At 60.2% G+C, this 20,874-nt stretch carries 23 protein-coding genes; 16 read left to right on the top strand and 7 right to left on the bottom strand.

Annotated features, from left to right (window positions below):
- Positions 1 to 38 precede the first annotated feature (38 nt).
- The 13 genes from iolE to BM026_RS11930 all read left to right on the top strand — a co-directional run bounded on the left by iolE (position 39) and on the right by BM026_RS11930 (position 13,460).
- Positions 39 to 932 (top strand): myo-inosose-2 dehydratase, encoded by an 894-nt coding sequence (gene iolE / locus BM026_RS11985; protein ID WP_092245577.1) that lies wholly within the window; start codon positions 39 to 41, stop codon positions 930 to 932.
- On the top strand, positions 929 to 1,717 hold the full coding sequence (iolB, locus tag BM026_RS11980) for a 5-deoxy-glucuronate isomerase (RefSeq protein ID WP_092245574.1): 789 nt from the start codon (positions 929 to 931) through the stop codon (positions 1,715 to 1,717). Before iolE ends, iolB begins: the two co-directional genes overlap by 4 nt.
- Before the next feature lie 29 nt (positions 1,718 to 1,746).
- Positions 1,747 to 2,562, top strand: coding sequence for a TIM barrel protein (locus BM026_RS11975; protein WP_093513623.1), 816 nt, complete (start codon positions 1,747 to 1,749; stop codon positions 2,560 to 2,562).
- Between the two features lie 10 nt (positions 2,563 to 2,572).
- Positions 2,573 to 4,504, top strand: a complete 1,932-nt coding sequence (gene iolD, locus BM026_RS11970; RefSeq protein WP_092245568.1) for a 3D-(3,5/4)-trihydroxycyclohexane-1,2-dione acylhydrolase (decyclizing) — start codon at positions 2,573 to 2,575, stop codon at positions 4,502 to 4,504.
- A gap of 19 nt (positions 4,505 to 4,523) precedes the next feature.
- Positions 4,524 to 5,534 (top strand): bifunctional inositol 2-dehydrogenase/D-chiro-inositol 1-dehydrogenase, encoded by a 1,011-nt coding sequence (locus BM026_RS11965; RefSeq protein WP_092245565.1) that lies wholly within the window; start codon positions 4,524 to 4,526, stop codon positions 5,532 to 5,534.
- A 91-nt stretch (positions 5,535 to 5,625) separates the two neighbouring features.
- Entirely contained in the window at positions 5,626 to 6,654 is a 1,029-nt protein-coding gene (locus BM026_RS11960; RefSeq protein ID WP_093528648.1) for a Gfo/Idh/MocA family protein, read from the top strand.
- 151 nt (positions 6,655 to 6,805) lie between these two features.
- Positions 6,806 to 6,982 carry a hypothetical protein gene (locus BM026_RS29195; protein ID WP_163033238.1) on the top strand — a complete coding sequence of 59 codons (177 nt, stop codon included), beginning with the start codon at positions 6,806 to 6,808 and terminating at the stop codon, positions 6,980 to 6,982.
- 48 nt (positions 6,983 to 7,030) lie between these two features.
- The gene (locus BM026_RS11955; protein ID WP_071490055.1) at positions 7,031 to 7,960 is read left to right on the top strand and encodes a sugar ABC transporter substrate-binding protein; all 930 of its coding nucleotides are present in this window, start codon (positions 7,031 to 7,033) and stop codon (positions 7,958 to 7,960) included.
- Between the two features lie 65 nt (positions 7,961 to 8,025).
- Positions 8,026 to 9,579 (top strand): sugar ABC transporter ATP-binding protein, encoded by a 1,554-nt coding sequence (locus tag BM026_RS11950; RefSeq protein ID WP_071490054.1) that lies wholly within the window; start codon positions 8,026 to 8,028, stop codon positions 9,577 to 9,579.
- Between the two features lie 26 nt (positions 9,580 to 9,605).
- Entirely contained in the window at positions 9,606 to 10,628 is a 1,023-nt protein-coding gene (locus tag BM026_RS11945; RefSeq protein ID WP_016975559.1) for an ABC transporter permease, read from the top strand.
- A 331-nt stretch (positions 10,629 to 10,959) separates the two neighbouring features.
- Positions 10,960 to 11,364 carry a TraR/DksA family transcriptional regulator gene (locus tag BM026_RS11940; RefSeq protein WP_003191666.1) on the top strand — a complete coding sequence of 135 codons (405 nt, stop codon included), beginning with the start codon at positions 10,960 to 10,962 and terminating at the stop codon, positions 11,362 to 11,364.
- A gap of 95 nt (positions 11,365 to 11,459) precedes the next feature.
- Complete coding sequence (locus BM026_RS11935; protein WP_371914411.1) at positions 11,460 to 13,136, top strand: methyl-accepting chemotaxis protein; 1,677 nt, start codon at positions 11,460 to 11,462, stop codon at positions 13,134 to 13,136.
- 120 nt (positions 13,137 to 13,256) lie between these two features.
- Positions 13,257 to 13,460, top strand: coding sequence for a hypothetical protein (locus tag BM026_RS11930; RefSeq protein WP_071490052.1), 204 nt, complete (start codon positions 13,257 to 13,259; stop codon positions 13,458 to 13,460).
- Between the two features lie 7 nt (positions 13,461 to 13,467).
- Here BM026_RS11930 and BM026_RS11925 read toward each other — a convergent pair whose 3' ends face one another.
- From BM026_RS11925 to BM026_RS29360, 3 genes are all read right to left on the bottom strand, one after another.
- Positions 13,468 to 13,704, bottom strand: coding sequence for a DUF2789 domain-containing protein (locus BM026_RS11925; RefSeq protein ID WP_092245554.1), 237 nt, complete (start codon positions 13,702 to 13,704; stop codon positions 13,468 to 13,470).
- 67 nt (positions 13,705 to 13,771) lie between these two features.
- A complete protein-coding gene (locus tag BM026_RS11920) occupies positions 13,772 to 14,002 on the bottom strand; it encodes a hypothetical protein (protein ID WP_093513620.1) in 231 nt (76 codons plus the stop codon).
- Between the two features lie 110 nt (positions 14,003 to 14,112).
- Positions 14,113 to 14,538 carry a hypothetical protein gene (locus BM026_RS29360; protein WP_256572997.1) on the bottom strand — a complete coding sequence of 142 codons (426 nt, stop codon included), beginning with the start codon at positions 14,536 to 14,538 and terminating at the stop codon, positions 14,113 to 14,115.
- A 265-nt stretch (positions 14,539 to 14,803) separates the two neighbouring features.
- Between BM026_RS29360 and BM026_RS11910 the strand changes: the two genes are divergently transcribed.
- The gene (locus BM026_RS11910) at positions 14,804 to 15,253 is read left to right on the top strand and encodes a hypothetical protein (RefSeq protein WP_050554011.1); all 450 of its coding nucleotides are present in this window, start codon (positions 14,804 to 14,806) and stop codon (positions 15,251 to 15,253) included.
- 134 nt (positions 15,254 to 15,387) lie between these two features.
- Positions 15,388 to 16,404 carry an ABC transporter substrate-binding protein gene (locus tag BM026_RS11905; protein ID WP_093126996.1) on the top strand — a complete coding sequence of 339 codons (1,017 nt, stop codon included), beginning with the start codon at positions 15,388 to 15,390 and terminating at the stop codon, positions 16,402 to 16,404.
- Between the two features lie 137 nt (positions 16,405 to 16,541).
- On the opposite strand, the gene BM026_RS11900 is transcribed toward BM026_RS11905, so the two are convergent.
- Both BM026_RS11900 and BM026_RS11895 read right to left on the bottom strand, forming a co-directional pair.
- On the bottom strand, positions 16,542 to 18,668 hold the full coding sequence (locus tag BM026_RS11900) for a TonB-dependent receptor (RefSeq protein ID WP_093528645.1): 2,127 nt from the start codon (positions 18,666 to 18,668) through the stop codon (positions 16,542 to 16,544).
- A gap of 95 nt (positions 18,669 to 18,763) precedes the next feature.
- A complete protein-coding gene (locus tag BM026_RS11895) occupies positions 18,764 to 19,153 on the bottom strand; it encodes a DUF2946 domain-containing protein (RefSeq protein WP_058425722.1) in 390 nt (129 codons plus the stop codon).
- A 93-nt stretch (positions 19,154 to 19,246) separates the two neighbouring features.
- Between BM026_RS11895 and BM026_RS11890 the strand changes: the two genes are divergently transcribed.
- The gene (locus BM026_RS11890) at positions 19,247 to 19,684 is read left to right on the top strand and encodes a DUF3995 domain-containing protein (protein ID WP_058425721.1); all 438 of its coding nucleotides are present in this window, start codon (positions 19,247 to 19,249) and stop codon (positions 19,682 to 19,684) included.
- A gap of 160 nt (positions 19,685 to 19,844) precedes the next feature.
- Here the strand turns inward: BM026_RS11890 and BM026_RS11885 are convergent, their stop codons facing one another.
- Together BM026_RS11885 and BM026_RS11880 are read right to left on the bottom strand one after the other, a co-directional pair.
- Positions 19,845 to 20,228, bottom strand: coding sequence for a hypothetical protein (locus BM026_RS11885; RefSeq protein WP_093127005.1), 384 nt, complete (start codon positions 20,226 to 20,228; stop codon positions 19,845 to 19,847).
- A gap of 1 nt (position 20,229) precedes the next feature.
- On the bottom strand, positions 20,230 to 20,874 hold a 645-nt coding region (locus tag BM026_RS11880), incomplete at its 5' end, for an RHS repeat-associated core domain-containing protein (protein WP_139217551.1).

The raw sequence follows: 20,874 nt of genomic DNA, 5'->3' as shown, positions 1-20,874 counted from the left end.
AGATCTCAGTGATACCTGAAAATAATAAAGGTGCAGCCATGCCCGCAATCCGAATTGGCATCAACCCGATCTCCTGGAGCAACGACGACCTGCCGGCCCTGGGCGGTGAAACGCCCCTGAGCACCGCCCTCAGCGAAGGCAAGGAAATCGGCTACGAAGGCTTCGAGCTCAACGGCAAATTCCCCAAGGACGCCAAGGGCGTCGGCGATGTGTTGCGCCCGTATGACCTGGCGCTGGTCTCCGGCTGGTACTCCAGCCGCCTGGCCCGGCGCTCGGTGGCGGAAGAAATCGAGGCCATCGCCTGCCATGTCGAGTTGCTCAAACAGAACGGCGCCTCGGTACTGGTCTACGGCGAAGTGGCCGATTCGATCCAGGGCTCGCGCATCCGCCTGATCGAACGTCCGCGTTTCCACAGCGAACAGGCCTGGCAGGACTATGCCGACAAACTCACCGAACTGGCGCAGTTCACCCTGTCCCAGGGTGTGCGCCTGGCGTATCACCACCATATGGGCGCGTACGTCGAGTCCCCGGAAGACATCGACCAACTGATGCAACGCACCGGCCCCGAAGTCGGCCTGCTGTTCGATTCGGGCCATTGCTACATGGGCGGCGGCGAGCCTCTCGCGGTGCTGCGCAAACATATCGACCGCGTCTGCCATGTGCATTTCAAGGACGTGCGCAAACCGGTGGTGCAACTGGCGCGCAACCAGATGTGGAGTTTTCCCGACTGCATCGTCAACGGCACTTTCACCGTGCCCGGCGATGGCGATATCGACTTCGCCGAACTGCTCGATGTGCTGCTGGCCGCCCACTATGAAGGTTGGCTGGTGGTGGAAGCCGAACAGGACCCGGCCGTGGCGCCCAGCTATATCTATGCGAAAAAAGGCTACGACACCTTGCGTGCGCTTCTGAATGAGAGGACCGGACAATGAGCTTGTTGGTCAAAAGCAGCAAACGCGGGCAGACCATGGTCGCCCTGGAGCCCGGGCGCCTGGAGTACGTAGGGTTCGCCGCCTACCGCCTGAGCCTGGGCGAAACCCTGCCGGTCAGCGCCGGAGACCAGGAGTTGTGCCTGGTATTGCTCAGCGGCCGCGTAAACATCGAGGGGGAGGGCTTCAACTGGCAGAACCTGGGGGATCGCCAATCGGTGTTTGAAGACAAATCGCCGTTCGCCGCTTACCTGCCGCCGGGCACCGATGCCCAGGTCACCGCCTTGAGCGATGTGCAGATTGCGGTCTGCGCCGCGCCCGGCGCCGAAGGCTACGAACCGCGGCTGATCCGCCCGCAAACCTGCAAGCGCAGCGTGCGCGGCAAAGGTGCCAACACCCGCTACGTGTGCGACATCCTGCCCGACAGCGAGCCAGCCCATTCGCTGCTGGTGGTGGAGGTGCGCACGCCGTCCGGGCATTCGTCGAGCTACCCGCCGCACAAACACGACACCGATGACTTGCCGCGCCAGAGCTTCCTCGAAGAGACCTACTACCACCAGATCAATCCGCCCCAGGGCTTTGTGTTCCAGCGCGTCTATACCGACGACCGCAGCATCGACCAGGCCATGGCCGTGGAAAACAGTGACCTGGTCGTCGTGCCCAAGGGCTATCACCCGGTCAGCGTGCCCTATGGCTACGAGTCCTATTACCTGAACGTGATGGCCGGCCCCAAGCGCGCCTGGCATTTCCACAACGACCCGCAGCACAGCTGGCTGCTGGACCTCTAATCAGCGGTTCCGGACGGAGAATAACAACAATGAAGTCGCCTCTACGTTTCGCCCTTAACCGCATGGTCGCGCCCAACCTGTCCCTGCCGGATTTCATCCAGTTGGCGGCGGCGCTCAAGTGCGATGCCATCGAGTTGCGCAATGACCTGGCGGACAAGCAGATCGAGTTCGGCACCCCGGCCAGCCGCGTGCGTGAGTTGTGCGCGGTGCAGGGCATCACGGTGCTGTCGATCAACGCGCTGTACCCCTTTGATGTGTGGAACGACGAGCGCCGTGCCCAGGCAATCCAGATGGCGACCTACGCCCGCGAGTGCGGCGCCCAGGGCCTGGTGATGTGCCCGCTCAACGAGCCGGGCGACACCCGCAACGAAGCCCAGCGTGCAGCCGGCTTGCGCACGGCCTTGAGCGAGCTGGCGCCGATCCTGCGCGAGTACGGCATCCTCGGGTTTATCGAGCCCCTGGGCTTTGAAGAGTGTGCGCTGCGGCGCAAGCGCGTGGCGGTGGACGCGATCATGTCCATCGGCGGCCTGGATGTGTTCCGGCTGGTGCACGACACCTTCCATCATCACCTGGCCAGCGAACATGAGTTCTTCCCGGAGTTGACCGGCCTGGTGCATATCTCCGGCGTCGAAGATGCCCAAGCGCCGCTGAGTTCGATTCGCGACGGCCACCGCGTGCTGGTGGGCGAGGGCGACATCCTCGGCAATGCGGCGCAGATCGACACCTTGCTCAGCACCGGCTACAGCGGCTACCTGTCGTTCGAGCCGTTTGCCGAGAGCGTGCACGGGCTGGCGGATATCCAGCAGGCCTTGGGCGCAAGCATCGCCCACCTGCAGAAACGATAAGGGGCGCGACATGACCACAACCCGACTGACCATGGCCCAGGCCCTGGTGAAGTTCCTGGACAACCAATACATCGAAGTCGATGGCGTGCAGAGCAAGTTCGTCGCCGGGGTGTTCACCATTTTCGGCCACGGCAACGTGCTGGGCCTGGGCCAGGCCCTGGAGCAGGACAGCGGCGACCTGGTGGTGCACCAGGGTCGCAACGAGCAAGGCATGGCCCATGCGGCGATCGGGTTCGCCAAGCAGCACCTGCGCCGCAAGATCTACGCGTGTACGGCGTCCGTCGGCCCAGGCGCTGCCAATATGCTGACCGCCGCCGCGACCGCCACGGCCAACCGTATCCCGTTGTTGCTGTTGCCCGGCGATGTGTACGCCAGCCGCCAGCCTGACCCGGTGCTGCAACAGATCGAGCAGTTCCACGACTTGAGCATCAGCACCAACGATGCCTTCCGCTCGGTCAGCAAATACTGGGACCGCATCAACCGCCCCGAGCAGTTGATGAGCGCCGCGATCCACGCCATGCGTGTGCTCACCGATCCGGCTGAAACCGGCGCGGTGACCCTGGCATTGCCCCAGGATGTGCAGGCCGAGGCCTGGGATTATCCGGATTATTTCCTGCACAAACGTGTGCACCGTATCGAGCGTCGCCCGGCCACCGGCGCGATGATCGGTGATGCATTGGCCGCCTTCCGGGGCAAGCGCAAGCCGCTGATCATCTGCGGTGGCGGTGTTAAGTACTCCGGCGCGAATGCCGCGCTGCAAGCCTTTGCCGAACGCTTTGATATTCCCTTCGCCGAGACCCAGGCGGGCAAGAGCGCCGTGGTCTCCAGCCATCCGCTGAACGTGGGTGGCATTGGCGAAACCGGCTGCCTGGCGGCCAACCTGCTGGCGCCCGAGGCCGACCTGATCATTGGTGTGGGCACGCGTTACACCGACTTCACCACCTCGTCCAAATCGCTGTTCAAGCACCCTGAGGTGACGTTCCTCAACCTCAATGTCAGCCCCTGCGATGCCTTGAAGCTCGACGGCGTGCAAGTGCTGGCCGATGCGCAGGTCGCCCTCGAAGCATTGGCCGATGCCCTCGGCGATTACCGCTCCGGCTGGGGTGGGCAGGTCGTCGCGGCCAAGGCGCAGTTGGACGCCGAAGTGGATCGTGTGCACCAGGTGGAATATGACGGCGACGGGTTTGTGCCCGAGGTCGACGACCGTCTCGACCGTGGCGTGCTGCGTGAATTCATCGAGCTGACCGGCTCGTGCCTGACCCAGAGCCGTGTACTGGGTGTGCTCAACCAGACCCTGGCCGACGACGCGATCATCGTCGCCGCCGCCGGCAGCCTGCCCGGCGACCTGCAACGCGCCTGGCGCAGCAAGGGCGTCAACACCTACCACGTCGAATACGGCTACTCGTGCATGGGCTACGAGATCAACGCGGCGCTCGGCGTGAAACTCGCCGAGCCGACTAAAGAGGTGTACGCGCTGGTCGGCGATGGCTCCTACATGATGCTGCACTCGGAGCTGGCCACCTCGATCCAGGAGCGGCGCAAGATCAACGTGGTGCTGCTCGACAACATGGCGTTCGGCTGCATCAACAACCTGCAGATCGGCAACGGCATGGACAGCTTCGGCACCGAATTCCGCTACCGCAACCCCGAGAGCGGCAAGCTCGACGGCGGCCTGGTGCCGGTGGACTTCGCCATGAGCGCGGCGGCCTATGGCTGCAAGACCTACAAGGTCAGCACCGTGGAGCAACTCGAAGCCGCGCTGGCGGATGCGCGTATACAAACGGTGTCGACGCTGATCGATATCAAGGTGCTGCCCAAGACCATGGTCCACGGCTACCTGTCGTGGTGGCGGGTGGGTGTGGCGCAAGTGTCCACCAGCGAACGCACGAATGCCGCTGCGAAAAAACTCAATGAACACCTGGCGAAGGCCCGGCAGTACTAATAACAAGAGGAGTGTTTGTATGTCTTTGAAGCTAGGTGTCATCGGTACAGGCGCTATCGGCCGGGACCATATCCGTCGTTGCAGCCAGACCTTGCTCAACAGCCAGGTGGTGGCGGTGACTGACATCAACCTGGAGCAGGCCGCCAAGGTCGTCGCCGATTTGAAGCTGGACGCCGAGGTGTACGCCGACGGCCATGCGCTGATCAACTCGCCGCAGGTCGAGGCCGTGCTGGTGACGTCCTGGGGACCGAGCCACGAAGAGTTTGTGCTCGCAGCGATTGCCGCCGGCAAACCGGTGTTCTGCGAGAAACCCCTGGCGGTCACCGCCGAGGGCTGCCGCAGGATCGTCGACGCCGAAGTCGCCTACGGCAAGCGCCTGGTGCAGGTCGGCTTCATGCGCCCGTATGACGAAGGCTATCGCGCACTCAAGGCCGTGATCGACAGCGGCCAGATCGGTGAGCCGCTGATGCTGCACTGCGCGCACCGTAACCCGACGGTGGGCGAAAACTACAAGACCGACATGGCGATCACCGACACTTTGATCCACGAGCTGGATGTGTTGCGTTGGCTGCTCAATGACGACTACGTGTCGGTGCAGGTGGTGTTCCCGCGCAAATCCAGCAAGGCCCTGGCCCACCTGCGTGACCCGCAGATCGTGCTGCTGGAAACCGCCAAGGGCACGCGCATCGACGTGGAAGTGTTTGTGAATTGCCAGTACGGCTACGACATCCAGTGTGAAGTGGTGGGGGAGACTGGCATCGCCAAGCTGCCGGAGCCTTCCCAGGTGCAACTGCGCAGTGGCGCGAAGTTGTCCAACGCGATCCTGATGGACTGGAAGGATCGGTTTATCGGCGCGTATGACGTGGAATTGCAGGCGTTCATCGACAGTGTGCGCGCCGGGCAGGTCGGGGGGCCGTCGGCGTGGGATGGCTTTGCCGCAGCGGTGGCGGCGGATGCGTGTATCGAAGCGCAGGGCAGTGAGCAGATTGTGAAGGTGAGCTTGCCGGATCGCCCACGTTTCTACGGCTGAATCACTGAAGAAATGCTGTGAAAAATGTGGGAGGGGGCTTGCCCCCTCCCACATTTGAATCGGGTTTTCACTTCAAGCAAGGAGTGTAGGTATGCGAATCGGACTAGTCGGCTACGGCCATGGAGGGCGCTTCTTTCATGCGCCGCTGATTGCCACATTGGCCGGTGCCACATTTGTCGGCGTGGTCACCAGGTCTGCGGAACGCCGCCAGCAACTGGCAACCGACCACCCAGGCCTCAAGGCCTTCGACTCCATCGGCCAGATCGTCGAAGCCGGCGTCGACGCCCTGGTCATCTCCACCACCCTCAAGGGCCGCCCCGCGCTGGTACTCGAGGCCATCGAACACGGCGTAACCGTGGTCAGCGACAAACCCTTCGCCGCCAGCGCCGAACAGGCCCAGGCATTGATCACAGCCGCCGAACGCCAGGGCTCGCTGCTCAGCGTCTACCAGAACCGGCGCTGGGACTCGGACTACCTGACCCTGCGCAAACTCATCAATGCCGGCGCCCTGGGCACAATCACCCGCTTTGAATCCCGCGTGGAACGCTACAGCCCGCAAGCCGTGGGCAACGCCAGCGGTGGCGGCTGGCTGCGCGACTTGGGCAGCCACCTGGTCGATCAGGCCCTGCAACTGTTCGGCCCGGTGGATCGGGTGTTCGCCCAGTTGCACTACACCGCCGAACACCCCACGGTGGACCACGGTTTTTTTGTCTCCCTGACCCATGCCAACGGCGTCATCTCGCACTTGTGGGGCAATGCCTTGCAGAACTGCCAGGCCCCGCGTTTCAGAGTCAGTGGCACCGCCGGTTGCTACACCGTCGACGGCCTGGACGGTCAGGAAGAAGCGTTGATGGCCGGCAAGTCACCGAAAACCGAAGGCGAGCATTGGGGGGCAGAGGAACACCGACGCTGGGGCTGGTTCGAGCAAGGCGCGGAACGCGAGCGAGTGCCGTCGGAGAAAGGCTGCTGGACGCAGTTCTATCGCCAGTTGCAAATAGCCGTGCAAGGGCAGGGACCGCTGCCGGTGGATGCGCATGAGGCGCTGGAAACCACTCGCCTGTTGGACGCCGCGCGCCTGAGCGCGGAGCGCCGACAAGTGATCGAGACAGCTCTGCTGTAGGAGATTTCGATAAAAATAGAACAAAATTCTAAATAGTGTTGATATGGAAATTATTTTCCAATAAAGTCTTTTCCAGGTTGCAGAAAGTACGTCCGGACTCGATCCTGGCGACTCAACAAAAACAAGATCAAAAACAACCAGGTACCGTCAGATGAAAATCTTCAACGCTGTACTGCGAGTTTTACGCCCTGCCCACACGCCACGCGGACTGCCCCGCGCTCGGCCGTTCTACTTCTCCTTCCTTAATGTGCTGTGCGTCGAAAACCAGGGCGCGCTGGTGTGCTGCATTCCCGGCGCGCCGGTCGTCCGGCTGCCTGCCGAGCTCTGATAAACGCAACGTCCAGAAAACCAACAAGAAAGTGGAGACAGACCGTTCATGAAGACCCCGATCCGTTTTACCGCGCTGGCCTTGTCCATGCTGCTCGCCAGCGGTGTTGCCGCGGCTGCCGATCTCAAGATAGGCGTGAGCATGTCCGCCTTCGATGACACCTTCCTCACCTACCTGCGCGAAGACATGGACAAGCAAGCCAAGTCCTACCCCAAGGGTGACGGCGTGCAGTTGCAGTTCGAAGATGCCCGTGCCGACGTGGTCAAGCAGTTGAGCCAGGTCGAGAACTTTATCAGCCAGAAAGTCGACGCGATCATCGTCAACCCGGTGGACACCGCGTCGACAGCCAACATCATCAAGGCCGCCACGGCGGCGAAAATCCCCCTGGTGTTCGTCAACCGCCGTCCTGACAGCCCGACCCTGGCGCCGGGCGTAGCGGCGGTGACCTCCGACGACGTCGAGGCCGGCAAGCTGCAGATGCAGTACATCGCCGAAAAGCTCGGCGGCAAGGGCAATATCGTGATCCTGCTGGGCGATCTGGCGAACAACTCCACCACTAACCGCACCAAGGGGGTCAAGGAAGTCCTGACCCAATACCCGGGCATCAAGATCGAACAGGAACAGACCGGGATCTGGTTGCGTGACAAGGGCATGACCCTGGTCAACGACTGGCTGACCCAGGGCCGTGAATTCAACGCGGTGTTGGCCAACAACGATGAAATGGCCATTGGCGCGTCCATGGCGCTGAAATCGGCGGGCAAGAAGGGCGTGTTGATCGCTGGTGTCGATGGCACGCCGGACGGCTTGAACGCGATCACCAAGGGGGACATGACCGTGTCGGCCTTCCAGGATGCCAAGGGCCAGGCGGACAAGTCGGTGGAGACCGCGCGCAAGATGGCCCGGAACGAGCCTATCGAGCAGAACGTGGTGATCCCGTTCCAGCTGATCACCCCGGACAACGTCAAAGACTTCAAGTAGTCCCTACATAACAACAATAAGCCGGCAGGGCGGTCGTGCCCGCCTTGCCGATGGAGTACCTCCCTATGCTCGCTCAAGCCGCTGTCTCGCAGCCTCCCGGTATCCAGCCGCTGCCGCTGGACGAACCCTACCTGCTGGAAATCGTCAACATCAGCAAAGGCTTTCCCGGCGTCGTGGCCCTGGCCGACGTGCAGTTGCGCGTTCGCCCTGGCACGGTGCTGGCGCTGATGGGCGAGAACGGTGCGGGCAAGTCGACGCTGATGAAAATCATCGCTGGCATCTACCAGCCCGATGCCGGCGAGATTCGCCTGCGCGGCAAGCCGATTGTGTTTGAAACCCCCCTGGCGGCCCAGAAGGCCGGGATCGCGATGATCCACCAGGAACTCAACCTGATGCCGCACATGAGCATCGCCGAGAACATCTGGATCGGCCGCGAGCAGCTCAACAGCCTGCACATGGTCAACCACCGCGAAATGCATCGCTGCACCGCCGAGTTGCTGGCGCGCCTGCGCATCAACCTGGACCCCGAGGAACACGTGGGCAACCTGAGCATCGCCGAACGGCAGATGGTCGAGATTGCCAAGGCGGTGTCCTATGACTCCGACATCCTGATCATGGATGAGCCGACCTCGGCCATTACCGAGAAGGAAGTGGCCCATCTGTTTTCGATCATTGCCGACCTCAAGGCCCAGGGCAAAGGCATCGTCTACATCACGCACAAAATGAACGAAGTGTTCGCCATCGCCGATGAAGTGGCGGTGTTCCGCGACGGCCAGTACATCGGACTGCAGCGCGCCGACAGCATGAACAGCGACAGCCTGATCTCGATGATGGTCGGCCGTGAGCTGAGCCAATTGTTCCCGGTGCGCGAGACGCCCATCGGCGATCTGCTGCTGTCGGTACGCGACCTTAGCCTGGACGGCGTGTTCAAGGACGTGTCCTTCGATCTGCATGCCGGCGAAATCCTCGGCATCGCCGGGTTGATGGGCTCGGGCCGTACCAACGTGGCCGAAACCATTTTCGGCATCACCCCCAGCAGCGGCGGCCAGATCACCCTGGATGGCAAGGCGGTGCGCATTACCGACCCGCACATGGCCATCGAGAAAGGTTTTGCCCTGTTGACCGAGGACCGCAAGCTCAGTGGCCTGTTCCCGTGCCTGTCGGTGCTGGAAAACATGGAAATGGCGGTGCTGCCGCACTACACCGGCAACGGCTTTATCCAGCAGAAAGCCCTGCGGGCGCTGTGCGAAGACATGTGCAAGAAGCTGCGGGTGAAAACCCCGTCCCTTGAGCAGTGCATCGACACCTTGTCCGGTGGCAACCAGCAGAAGGCCTTGCTCGCGCGCTGGCTGATGACCAACCCGCGCCTGCTGATCCTCGATGAACCGACCCGGGGCATCGACGTGGGCGCCAAGGCCGAGATCTACCGGCTGATCTCGTTCCTCGCCAGCGAAGGCATGGCGGTGATCATGATTTCTTCCGAGTTGCCCGAAGTGCTGGGCATGAGCGACCGGGTCATGGTGATGCACGAGGGCGAATTGATGGGCACCCTGGACCGCAGCGATGCGACCCAGGAAAAAGTCATGCAGTTGGCCTCCGGGATGACCGCAGTCCACTGACGTACAGAATAAAAAGGTGATGGGCTATGAACGCAATAACGGATAACAAACCTGCGACGGTGCCAACCAAAAGTCGTCGACGCATGCCCACCGAGCTGAGCATCTTCCTGGTGCTGATCGGCATTGGCCTGGTGTTTGAATTGTTCGGCTGGATCGTGCGCGACCAGAGCTTCCTGATGAACTCCCAGCGCCTGGTGCTGATGATCCTGCAAGTGTCGATCATCGGCCTGCTGGCAATTGGCGTGACACAGGTGATCATCACGACGGGGATCGATCTGTCTTCGGGCTCGGTGCTGGCACTTTCGGCGATGATTGCTGCCAGTTTGGCGCAGACGTCCGATTTTTCCCGGGCGGTGTTCCCCAGCCTGACCGACTTGCCGGTATGGATTCCAGTGGCCATGGGGCTGGGCGTAGGACTGTTGGCGGGGGCGATCAACGGCAGCATCATTGCTGTCACCGGCATTCCGCCGTTCATTGCCACCCTGGGCATGATGGTCTCGGCCCGTGGCCTGGCGCGTTACTACACCGAAGGCCAGCCGGTGAGCATGCTCTCGGACTCGTACACGGCCATTGGCCACGGCGCGATGCCGGTGATCATCTTCCTGGTGGTGGCGGTGATCTTCCACATCGCCCTGCGCTACACCAAGTACGGCAAGTACACCTACGCCATCGGCGGCAACATGCAGGCGGCGCGCACCTCTGGGATCAACGTCAAGCGCCACCTGATCATCGTGTACAGCATCGCCGGTCTGCTGGCAGGTCTGGCCGGGGTGGTGGCTTCGGCACGCGCTGCGACCGGGCAGGCGGGCATGGGCATGTCCTATGAACTGGATGCGATTGCCGCAGCGGTCATTGGCGGTACCAGCCTGGCGGGCGGGGTAGGGCGCATTACCGGCACGGTGATCGGCGCGCTGATCCTCGGGGTGATGGCCAGCGGGTTTACCTTTGTCGGGGTGGATGCGTATATCCAGGACATCATCAAGGGGCTGATCATTGTGGTGGCTGTGGTCATCGACCAATACCGCAACAAGCGCAAGCTCAAGCGCTGAGGCGCAGCGGCAAGCCTCAAGCTGCAAGCATGCTGATGTTTGCAGCTTGTCGCTTGCCGCTTGCGGCTTATAGCTGCTTCACGAACTTTCCTGCTATAAACGCACTCCGATAACCATTCGCCAAGCCCTTCCTGGTGTCTTTTGGGGTTATCCGGGAAAAAATGCCTGTCATTTCAGTTGCTGCGCCCTCAAGTCGGCCTTAGACTGCCGCCCCTCGTAAATTGAGTGCCGGGTGGCGCTTGAAATGGACGGCGCCTTTCCGAGACCTGCAGAGGCCTTCCGGAACGCTCCCTTATTCGCCTTAATGCACGTATTTTTTATAGAGAAATCAATGACAAAGGAAAAGTTGCTGGCCATGCCGGCGGATGACTACATGAATGCCGAACAGCACGCTTTTTTCGAGAAGTTGCTGCAAGACATGAAAGTGGAACACCACGAGCGCATTGAACAGAACCGTATCGCCATTGAAAGCCTGGACACCCCGGCCGACCCGGCCGACGCCGCTTCCGTTGAAGAAGAGCGTACCTGGCTGGTCAACGCCATCGACCGCGACCAGCGCATGCTGCCGCAGCTTGAGCGCGCGTTGGAGCGCATCAAGGAAGATTCCTTTGGCTGGTGTGACGACAGCGGCGAGCCTATCGGCCTCAAGCGCCTGCTGATCAGCCCCACCACCAAGTACTGCATCGAAGCGCAAGAGCGCCACGAGCAGATCGACAAGCACCAGCGCCAAGCCTGATGCGTTGAAGCTGGGGGGCCGCCACGCGGTTCCCCAGGGCAAGATCCGTTACACCCTGTCTATTGATCTGCTGCAAGCTACCCCACTAAAGGCCCATGGATAATGGCCCGATAGTGGCGTTTAATGCAGTGACAATAATGACAAGCAGTGGGGTAACGAAGATGGCTGGAGACGGACCTCTGATGGGTGCAGCCGTGTCACCGCAACCGGTGGCGCGCGGGCTGCCCGGCTGGCTCACGCCGTTGTTGCAGAGCACCGCTCTGGTGCTGGTACTGCTGGGCCTAGCGTTCGCCAGCTTGCCGCTCTACCTTTGCCTGCCACTGGTCCTATTGGTGATCTGGCTGCCTCGCCTGAAAAATCGCACACCAGTGATTGCAGCTTTCGACGCCGCCGATGCCATTGGCGAGTTGACTCGTGATCTGTCGTATACCACCAGCCACAACGCACTTTCCGCCGCCGGCGTGGCCTATTCGGTCAAGCAACTGGCGGCGCGCCTGCAGTCGCAGTTGAGCGCGGCCAGGCAGATCGTCAGCAGTGCCGAGGTGATGATCGGCACCGAAAAAGTCACCTCCCAGCTCAGCCGTGAGGCGTTGGGGGCTGCGAGCCAGGCCCATCAGCGCAGCACCGAAGGCCGTGAAGTGCTGGCCCAGTCGATCAACCGCATGCACCAGCTCAGCCAGCGGGCCAATGCCAGCCGTGAGTTGATTGAGGCCTTGAGCCAGCGCAGCGAGGAAATCCAGCGGGTGACCCTGGTGATCCAGTCCATCGCCAGCCAGACCAACCTGCTGGCACTGAACGCGGCGATTGAAGCGGCGCGGGCCGGTGAGCATGGTCGCGGGTTTGCCGTGGTGGCGGATGAAGTGCGTGGGTTGGCCGGGCGTACTGCCACGGCCACCGATGAAGTCGGTGTGATGGTGGCCGACATCCAGCAACGCACTACTCAGGTGGTAGAGCAGATTCGCCAGCTCTCGGCGGACCTGCACACCGGTGTCGAGCAGGTAGAGCACGCTGGCGAGCAACTGCAAAATATCGCCAGCCTGGCGGCGGATGTGGAAGGCCAGGTCAATGAAATCGCCCAGGGTACCGACACCAACCGCACCCAGCTCGACAGCCTGTTCCATGCCGTTGAGCAGATGCGCAGCGACCTGGCCGTCAGCGATCAGCAAACCCGCCAGCTGGCGGATGCTGCCGTACAAATGGAAGGCCAGGCCGAAACCATCAGCGAGCGCCTGGCGGAAGTCGGGCTGGATGACTATCACCAGCGCATCTATGACCTGGCCCGCGAAGGTGCCAGTCGGATTGCCGCGCAATTCGAAGCCGATGTGCAACAGAACCGCATCAGCCTGGACGACCTGTTCGACCGCAGCTATACGCCGATCGCCAATACCAGCCCAATCAAGTACCACACCCGCTTCGACGGCTACACCGACCAGGTATTGCCAGCGATCCAGGAGGCGCTGTTGCCGCGTCATGAAGGGTTAGTGTTCGCCATTGCCTGCACGCCCCAGGGCTATGTGCCGACCCACAACAAGGCTTTTTCCCAGGCGCTGACCGGCGATGCGCAGGTGGACGCCGTGCAGAACCGCACCAAACGCAAGTTTGAAGACCGTACCGGAATCCGCTGCGGCAGCCATCAGCAGGCGGTGTTGTTGCAAACCTATACCCGCGACACGGGTGAGCTGATGCACGATCTGTCGGTGCCGATCATGGTCAAGGGCCGGCACTGGGGCGGTTTGCGCCTGGGTTACAAGCCCGAGGCCGCGAAAGGCTGACGTTAGGATTATTGCCGTTTATGCAAGGGAGCTATTCCGGGAATAGCTTTTTCAAGCGGACGTAAAACCGTAGCATGGGCAACATTGTTAGCCAGCTAACTAATGCTGCGGAGAAGCGCCATGCAAAACAAAGTCGATGTCGCCGTGATGATTGGCAGTGGTGTACCGCATGCCTTGCGGGCATTGGGTCAAAAGGCCTGTTGGGTGGTATTGCTCAACGGTGAGCAGCGCGGCACGGCGTTCGCCAGTCGCGATGAGGCAGAGGAGTGCAGGGCTGCCTGGCAGGCTCTGATGCGCCTGGAGCAGTCAGACAGCCTGCATTGAGGGCTGTTTATTGCGATTGATGCAGGCGCTGGTTCAGCTCATCCACCGCGATAGCCCATTCGGCGTCGTCACGCAGTTCTTCCTTGAGAAAGCTGGCTTGTTGTGCAGACCAGAATGGCGCATCGATCAGTTTCACGTCTTCAGGCAACGGATGGGCGACGATAAATGCATCGATGGCGTCCGGGGTTGAATCCAGGCCCAATTGTTCAAACAGGGTTTCAAGGGTGGGGATTGGCGCGTCCATTTCGTTCTCCATGCAGGGGGGCGTTATGCATGGGAGGGTTGTAGCGCGGCGGAGTTCTATCGAATGTTCAGGAATTAAGGGCCCCGGCATCCACAGCAGTCTTTAACGCCCTGGCGGCCTCTTTTGCAGCGGCGGCGGCTGCGTCGACGGTTTTGAACCAGCGGTCTTTTTCCACTTGGTGCGTGGTGACAGTGGTCAGCGGTGGCTTGGCCCGCATCACGATCACTGCTTGAAACTCACCGTCTACTTCCCTTGCGTCGCCATGGATGAAAAATTCGCCGATATCAAATTCCGTCACGTAGAGCCTTCCCTTGGAGATAACTGCACTGGAGAAACCTGGCCCGTGGGGCGCAAACTTCAGTGGACGGGCCAGTATGGCAGTTGTTGCGGGTCGGCGGCGCGGTAAAGTTACCGGGCGGACGAAACGATAGCTCCATGTTGGGCGTGCAACACGGCTTCGAGTTTTTTGGCCAGTTCGCAGGCCTTGACATGGTCGCTGCGGAAGCCTTTGATGCGGCCACTTAGCACTTCGCGCACGTGGAAGAAGTTCCGGCCGGCAGGTACAACTTGGTAAAGAACCGAATCCGGGTACCCCTCGAAGCTGTTCAAGCGGTAGTATTGGGCCTCGTCCTGACAGGATGAACGGGTTTGCGAAGACATAGCGCTGTAGGGTGATCGTTGCATGGCCTGCTCCTTTTCGATCTTGCGGGATGACTGGATTGCAGCGTTTTGAGTGGTCTTGATCCATGCTGCTGTTTTAGTATTGTCGTCAGCAGTCAGCGTCCGGTTCCATGACAACGTGTTTATTTGTGTATGCATGTCGGAAAACTGCATTTTTAATTGGGTTATTCTCTGAAGTTGGTCGACCCGTATTCTCGGGCCGTTGAACCTGTGATCTCCTGTGGCGCCTGATGACCTTGCACAAGGCCCATCGCGCATGTCTGTACTAGTCTTTCGGCTCGACAGCAGGATTTTCTTCAGTTTTTCAAAGAATGAGTTGTGTGATCGTGCCGTGATGGCCGTTTTTTGTGCTGCCCGCTCTGGCGGACAGCGCTCTTTTCCATGTGGGGGCGTTTCCTTGGCAGTCAGTAATCTGGATATGCACGCGTTGTTCGTGCTGGGTGATTTGCGCGCAAAGTTGGTCAAACAGTTCCAGTCCCGTTTTGTCTACATCACCGAGCAGACGCCGGAGGGCATTTACATCGCCGAAATCGATACCGAGGCGGCGATGGTGGTGGATGACAAACCACGCCTTGAGCTCAAGGTCGGCGACCATTTTCGTGCAGCGGTATTGCCCAGTCGTGAGGGCGGCAAGTTCGAATTGAAGTTCCGCGACATCAAGTTGACGGTGTATGGCCTGGGCGACTACGCCTTTGTGTCGTCGGCCGAAGGCCAGGGCATCGTGTTCAAGGAAGGCCACAGCGTGATGCTGGTGTTCGCCGCCAACGAGCAATTGCAGGAAGGCCTGACCAAAACCCTGAAGGCTGTGACCGGCAAGGCCGCCAAATGGCGCAAAGGCGAACTGGTCACCTTCAAGGCCAGTGAATAATCAGCAAAAAAACGCGAACACCCGTTATCTCCCGGAACCTCTACTACAGTTGAGTTGACTTAACTATTCAGAGGCTTCGCGCATACGCAGCAAAGCCGTCCGCCATTGGCTGCGATATCGCGAGGTGCGAAGGCATGAAAGGATTGAAAACGCTGTTGGCTGCGTCCCTGACGACCCTGGGGCTGTCAGTGGCCACGTTGCCGGTAAGCGCCGCCGAGGCGCCGGTACATTTTGCCGACCTGAACTGGGAAAGCGGCAGCCTGATCACCGAAGTGCTGCGGGTGATTGTCGAGAAGGGCTACGACCTGCCCACCGATACCTTGCCCGGCACCACCATCACACTGGAAACCGCCCTGGCAAAGAACGACATCCAGGTGATCGCCGAAGAGTGGGCCGGCCGCAGCCCGGTGTGGGTCAAGGCCGAGGCCGAAGGCAAAGTGGTGGGCCTGGGTGACACGGTCAAGGGTGCGACCGAAGGCTGGTGGGTGCCGGAATACGTAGTCAAGGGCGACCCCGCCAAAGGTATCAAGCCCCTGGCGCCGGACCTCAAGAGCGTGAAGGACCTGGCACGCTACAAGGATGTGTTCAAGGACCCCGAATCCCCCGGCAAGGGGCGCTTTCTCAACAGCCCCATCGGCTGGACCTCGGAAGTGGTCAACAAACAGAAGCTCAAGGCCTACGACCTGGACGACAGCTACGTGAACTTCCGCAGTGGCTCGGGCGCGGCACTGGACGCGGAGATCGCTTCATCGATCCGGCGCGGCAAGCCGGTGCTGTTCTATTACTGGTCGCCGACGCCGCTGATGGGGCGTTACAAGTTGATCCAGCTGGAAGAGCCGCCGTTTGATGCCGAGGCGTGGAAAACCCTGACGGATGCGGATAACCCTGATCCGAAGCCGACCCGGTCGTTGGCGTCGAAGTTGAGTATCGGGGTCTCGACGCCGTTCCAGAAAGAGCATCCGCAGATTGCGCAGTTTTTCGAGAAGGTCGAGTTTCCGATTGAGCCGTTGAACAAGGCATTAGCGAGCATGAGTGAGAACCACACGGCGCCACGTGAGGTGGCCCAGGCGTTTCTCAAGGAGCATCCCGAGGTGTGGAAGGCCTGGTTGACTGAGGATGTGGCGCAGAAGGTTGAGGTGAGCCTGAAATAACCACGGATCTTTAAGTTCAATGTGAAGCAAGTGTGGGAGGGGGTTGTTACCGATTGCAGCGAGTCAGTCACCGCATGGTTGACTGCTCCAACACTATCGGGAGCAAGCTCCCTCCCACATTTAGTTGCATTCCAGGATCAGAACCGGGTCTGCACCGCCAACTCAAAGGTTCGTGGTGAGCCCAAGTAATACGCCGGCGACACATGGGCAAACTCGGCATACACCTCATTCGTCAAGTTGCGCACCCGGCCCGTCACCGAGGTGTGCGAATCCACCTTATAGCGCAGGAACGTTCCGAACAGGGTGTAGGCCGGCACTGTCTGGGTGTTGGCGTTGTCTGCATACACCTGGGCTACATATCGCGCGTCCACACCCCCTTGCCAGTCCTCGGCAAAATCATAGGTCAGCCACAGATTCCCCACGCGCTTGGGCACGTTGGTTGGCGTGTTGCCCTTGCGCGACACCACGGCGCCACTGGCGATTTTCTCGTTGAAGTCATCGTACTCGGCATCCACCCAGGCGAAGTTGCCTTCCGCCAGCAGTCTTGGCGTGATGCGCAGCGAGCTGGCCAGTTCGATCCCCTTGGATGACTGCGCACCGACCGGAATGCTGTTGGTGGGGTCCTGCGGGTCGGTGACGGCAAAGTCCTTGCGCTCGATCTTGTATGCGGCAACGGTGGCCGAGCCGCGCCCGTCCAGGTAGTCGAATTTGCTGCCCACTTCCCACTGCTTGCCCGTCGAGACATCAAACACTTGCGTGGTGGTGTTCGGTTGCTCGGCGGCGGTGCTGTATTGCACATACACATTAGCCGTTGGGATGAACTGATAGGTCAGGCCCACACGGCCGGTCACCGGTTCCCAGTTGCGTTTGAAGTGGCGGGGGTTGGTGGCGGTTATCGCACGGTGGTTGGTCACATCCAGGTCGATAGCGTCATAACGCAGGCCAGTCAGCAGCGACAATGTGTCGGTAAGGCCCAGGCGATTTTCCACGAACAGTGCCTTGGTGGTGACTTCGTTGGTCTTGTCCTTGCCGAAGCGTTCCCGGGTCCGCGGGAGGTCAAAGAAGTGTCCGGGGTCGAAGTTGTTCGGGTCTACCGTGCTGTTGCCTGGCACATTCCACGGAGTGTTGGTGGTGCTGTTGACTTTGTACTCGAAGCCGCCGGACCAGGTAGTCGACAGGCCGAAGAGGCTATCGTCGTGGCGCAGTTCGAACTGGTTGCCGTTTTGTTCGCCCTGATGACGTACCTGATAGGCCGTCGAGCGGTTTACCGCCGTGTTGTTCGCGTTGTACTGATAGGTTTCCAGGTTGCGGTAATCGCGTTGGCTGTCCAAATGGTAAAGGGTGTTTTTCAGCGTGGTGCTGTCGTTGAGCCGGTAGTCGATGATCGAGCGCGCCCAGATCGTGCGTTGTTCGTAGCGCCCGTCGGCGACGTTGTAGTTGTTGAAGCGGTTGTGTCTGTCGATCTTCAACTCGCCTGCCTTGGGGTTGAGCACCGGTGTGCCCCAGTAGGGGCTGTCTTCATGCTCATCCTGGTATTCCAGCGCCAGGGTGTGGGACAGGTTGGGCGTGAGGTCGCTGAGCAGGGAAAACGCCAGGCTCCAGGCGTCGCGCTGGTCACGGTCGATGTAGCTGTGGTTGGTGTTGCGGCTCACATCCAGGCGTGCGTAATGCTGTACCTCGGCGCCAGGTTCGGTCAGGGCATGATTGACGCCGAAGGCCATGCCGGCGGTGTCGTAGCTGCCATAGGTGAGCTGGCCTGCGGCGGCCTGTTCCTCACGGGTGGCCAGCTTGGTCACGTAGTTGAGCGAGCCGCCTACCGAGCCTGCGCCGTTGATCAGCGAGGAGGGGCCGCCCACCAGCTCCACCCGGTCATAGATCCACGCATCCACGGGGCGGGCCAGGCCGGTGGCGACATTGATGCCGTTGAACATCTGGGTGATCTGGCTGCTGGTAAAGCCGCGATAGGAAACAAACCCGCCAAACCCCGGCGGGGCGCTGGCGTTGACGCCGGGCAAGGTGTTGGCGGCATCGCGGAAGGTCTTGGCGCCATGGCGCTCGATGTCATTGCGATTGGCGATGGCCACCGACGCCGGGGTTTCCCGCACGCTCATGCCCAACCGCGACGCCACGCCGCTGGATTGATCCAGGGCCAGGCCGGGTTCGGCGGTTTGCTCGCCATCGATGGTGGTCGGGGCCAACTCAAGGGACCAGGCGCAGACAGGCAGGCAGCCGAACAGGCCTGCCAACAGGGGTAGATGTTTCATGGTTGAATCCTGAAAAACTTGGCTTGAAAACAATGCACAGCCGCCCGTACTTCCTTGCGGAAACGGTACTCAGTGCAGATCGGAAAGCGAAGGCATCAGGCGAAGGCAGGCGGCGCGCGCGGATTGGCCGCAGGCCAGGTGAAGCGGGCAGGGATATCGGCAGCCAGGACGATGGCCGGCGGTGGAGCATGGGGCTGTGGCAACACCGCCACGTTCAGGCTGGAACTCAGCGCCGGGCCCATGCCGCCGGTGGAACACAGCGGGCAGCCAAACGCCTTGGACAGCGTCGGCAAATTCTCTTCAGTGGAATTGGACGGCTTGGGCGCCTGGGTACGTGGGTCCACCGTACAAAACTGACCGCCGATGCCATTGAGCTGCATCCCGACCATCTGCCCATGCCCGATACTGCAGGCGAACACATTGAACAGGACGCAGCAGTAGAGCATCCAGGCAATGAGCGAGCGGTCGGCACGGGCAAGTTTCATGGGGCGGCACTTTACCATCAGCCGCCGACGAAATGCCTGCAAAAAATCTCAGGGCGACTATCCTGTTTCGCACCTTTTCAGGGAGAGCCAGCCATGAGCTTCGTTGTCGCACGATGGATTGTCGGCGTTTTTACCTGCATCAGCATGGTCCACCTGTACTGGGCCGCCGGCGGCAAACTCGGCTTCCAGGCCGCCATTCCCCAACTGCCCGGCGAATTTGCCAACGGACCCAGACCTGCATTCAAGCCCTCGGCACTGGGCACGTTCCTGGTCGCGATGGGGTTGGTGGCCATTGCACTGCTGGTGTGCCTGCGCGCCGGGTTGTACTTCTCGGCGGTATCCCATGGGGCGTTGCAGTGGGGCATCAGCGCGATTGCCGTACTGATGTTTGCCCGTGCAATTGGAGATTCGGAGTTGGTGGGGTTCTTCAAGAAGGTCGGTGGGTCGAGGTTTGCGAGGTGGGATACGTATTTTTATTCGCCGTTGTGTCTGGTGTTGGGGGTGGGGTTGTTGGTGGTGGCGTGGGGGTGAGGGATTAATGGATGGGTTCTAATCAGCTAGAATAAAAAAAAGAGGCCTGTTCGGCTTTTGACCGCAAAGATGTTTAGGTCGATTACTTTTCTTATGGTTGATGAGTTTGCAGGCATCTCGATGTAAATATTGCCCATTCTTGGCTCTGAGGTAGAAGGTATTAAATGTTTGTTGGATACAACAGGACTCTGGTTGCTCTCACGTCAACATAGCCTGATTTTTGAGTGACGGGGCCGTCTAGCTCAATCAGGAGTACTGAGCCGCCAAGCTTTAGTGCTGCACAATCTTTGTCCGAGGCGTGAATCAGCTCAGCTGTTATTTGAGTGACGCCGTTTGTATGGGATATTTTCGGAACTTTACTGGAGGAGGGGGTAATGTTTTTCCCCCAAGAGAAAATTTCATCCAGGTCGAACTCGACATCCACCTCATCGCCTAAATTTGGCGCGATGCCCACCCATAAAGCTGTGCCGCTACCCGCAGGTGAGTGGAAACTCACAAGCAAAGTTTCCGCGTCAGGCATCGCCTCGATAATTTTTATCTTCATTTCACTTCTTCGGTAGTGGGACTCTAACAACGGTGTTGTCTACATTTATGGTGCTGGTTTTAAGCTCAAGTGTCCATGTCTCCTCATGGTAGTGATGCTTGCTTGGTTTGCTGCTCATTTCGTGAGAGCCATAACGAATACTTCTTTTTGCATCACCGGAAACAATCCTGTCGCGATCGGGTTTTCCAGTGCGTGGATTGATGTTCGTGTGAGGACCTGGCCCTAGAAACTCATCCCACTTCCGGACGGTTTCTTCCGGTTTAATTGGTTTATTTGCATAGGTTTCTTTGTGGTATCCCATTTTAGGTGGGGTATTTGAGGTCGAGGGGCTGAATGGTTCGCCCTCATTGGTATTTGCTTTAGTTTCTGGTTCTTTAACTTCGGTGGTTGGTTTGCACTTATCTCCACCTGGACAGGCACTCAGTCCTAAAGGATCCACCCATCCCGTAGGATTGGGCACGTACTGGTAGGCATTGATCCCACCCGCCAGCTTCACCGGATCCGGCGTCAGGTACCGACCAACATCCGGATTGTAGTAGCGATGGCGGTTGTAGTGCAGTCCGCTTTCCTGATCGAAATACTGACCCTGGAAACGCAGCGGGTTGTCGACTTTTCCGATGTCGAGGCGGGTGATTTCCCCGTAGGC

This window comes from Pseudomonas sp. NFPP24 (assembly GCF_900112095.1).
Taxonomy (GTDB): domain Bacteria; phylum Pseudomonadota; class Gammaproteobacteria; order Pseudomonadales; family Pseudomonadaceae; genus Aquipseudomonas; species Aquipseudomonas extremorientalis.
This window is presented reverse-complemented; position numbering and strand designations above follow the sequence as displayed.